Annotated in this window: 1 protein-coding gene; it reads right to left on the bottom strand. The window is 56.6% G+C overall.

Going from position 1 to position 2,218, the window contains the following annotated elements; all coding sequences use genetic code 11:
- Positions 1 to 221: 221 nt before the first annotated feature.
- Positions 222 to 1,916, bottom strand: a complete 1,695-nt coding sequence (locus FGQ67_RS09950) for a phospho-sugar mutase (protein WP_006235592.1) — start codon at positions 1,914 to 1,916, stop codon at positions 222 to 224.
- Positions 1,917 to 2,218: the final 302 nt, after the last annotated feature.

Below are 2,218 nucleotides of genomic sequence, written 5' to 3'. Positions count from 1 at the left end.
CCGGTTCTCAAGGTGCACGCCTGTGCGGCTGATCCGGTCCGACCGGGCCGCGCGGCAAGGAGATATATTGCCAGACCGGAGGGGCGTCCGGGGCGGGAATCTGGGCGTACACATTTCCTACACAGTTTGGGATTCTTAGCTGTATTTGCCAGTAATAAAGAGGGGACCTCGTTTCCGAGATCCCCTCCTCCGTCTAACTGTAGAAATAGGCTTTCAAAGCCTTAGGCCAACAACTTGCGACCAGACTCCTCAATCGCGTCAAGTGCGGCATCAGCCTCGGCGGCATCCGCGCCCTTAGCGAAGATGTACAGCTTAATCTTGGGTTCAGTGCCGGAAGGACGAACAATACCCTTGTTGCCGCCCTCAAGATCGAACTCAATGACGTTAGCCTTCGGCAGGCCGTTCACGCAGGTGTTGTAATCCACGACAGCCTCAATCTTGGAACCGGCGAGCTCCGCGGGCGGGTTCTCTCGCAGACCAGCCATGATGCCAGCCATCTTTGCCGCACCCTCAGCGCCCGGATAGCTCAGCGAAATCGTCTTGTTGTGATAGTAGCCATACTTCTCGTACAGCTCGTGCATCGCATCTGCAAGGTTCTTGCCCTGGAGCTTGTAATACTGCGCCATCTGGCAAATCAGAAGAGAAGTGCTCACGGCGTCCTTGTCGCGCACATGGTCACCGGCCAGATAGCCGTAGCTCTCCTCAAAACCGAAGATAAAGCGATCGACCTCGCCAGCATCGGAAAGAGAAGTAATGATGTCGCCGATGTACTTGAAGCCCGTCAGGCAGCGGCGGAGCTCAAAACCGTACTCGTCGGCCAGAGCGTCAACCATGGCGGAAGAAACGATAGTAGTGACAGCAACCTTCTTAGTGAGGTCCTCACCGCGAGCAGCGCGGGTCTTGCAGATATAGTCAAGCAGCAGAACGCCCATCTCATTGCCGGTCAGCAGCAGATAGTCATCGCCATTCTTAACGGCAACGCCAACGCGATCGGCGTCGGGATCGGTTGCAAGCAGCAGATCGGGGTGAACCTGCTCGCACAGGTCAATGCCTTTCTGCATGGCCTGACGAATCTCGGGGTTAGGATACGGGCAGGTCGGGAAATCGCCGTTAGGCTCCTTCTGCTCTGGAACAACCGTGACATCAGTGATGCCAGCGCGCTCGAGCACCGTCGTGACGGGAATGAGGCCAGTGCCGTTGAGCGGAGTGTAGACGAGCTTAAGCGGAGCGCCAGCGATCTCCTCGGCAGAAAGGTTAGTCACGCCGCGGGCGAGAACGGCGTCGTAATAACGCTCGAGGCACGAGTCATCGATCCATTTGACCAGACCCTGCTCAAGAGCCTCATCGAAGTCCATGGACTTCACGCCGGTGAACGTATCGGTCTCGGCGATAGCCTTAGAAATTGCATCGGCGGCCTCGCTGGTGATCTGGCAGCCGTCGGGGCCATAGGCCTTATAGCCGTTATAAGGCGCCGGATTATGACTAGCGGTCATGCAAATGCCACCGGAGCACTTAAGGTCGCGGACGGCCCAGGAGAGCGTCGGCACAGGAGAAATCTTGGGATACACGAGGGCAGTCACGCCGTTTGCTGCAAGAATGGCAGCCGTCGTCTTGACGAACAGCTCACCTTTATTGCGGCTATCGCGAGCGATGGCGACCGTCGGATGCTCGAAGGTCGCATTGAGATAGTCAGCGAATCCCTGGGTCGCACGACCGACCGTATAGATATTCATACGGTTAGTGCCCGCACCGATAGTGCCGCGAAGGCCGGCAGTACCGAAGGCGAGATCCTGGAAGAAAGCGTCGGTGATGGCGTCCTCATCACCCTGCTCCTTCATCGTGTTGAGCTCAGCGAGGAGCTCCTCGTCCTTGACATTGGCAATCCAAGTATCAAGCAGCTCATGAACATCTGCCATATGAGTCCTTCCGTCACAATCAATAAAACGACCCGTGTAAAACAGGACAAGCGCAGCAGTGCGCTAAAGAAAATATTAGTCCATTGAGAACAAAGAACCGACCAAAGAACGGTGAACGTCTATATTCAGCGGTGGATGATTAAATTGATTTAATTGCATAAGGAATGTTGCGCGCAAACGCAAAAAAGGGGGAGGCCGCGAGGCCTCCCCCTTCTAAGTTCGATGACGGCTCGGTGCCGTCCACCGGTCAGCGGCGCCCTGGCCTCCCACGGGCTGACCCCGCAGTACTCTCGGCGCGATGG

It is taken from the genome of Collinsella aerofaciens (assembly GCF_005845035.1).
Lineage (GTDB): Bacteria > Actinomycetota > Coriobacteriia > Coriobacteriales > Coriobacteriaceae > Collinsella > Collinsella aerofaciens_I.
This window is presented reverse-complemented; position numbering and strand designations above follow the sequence as displayed.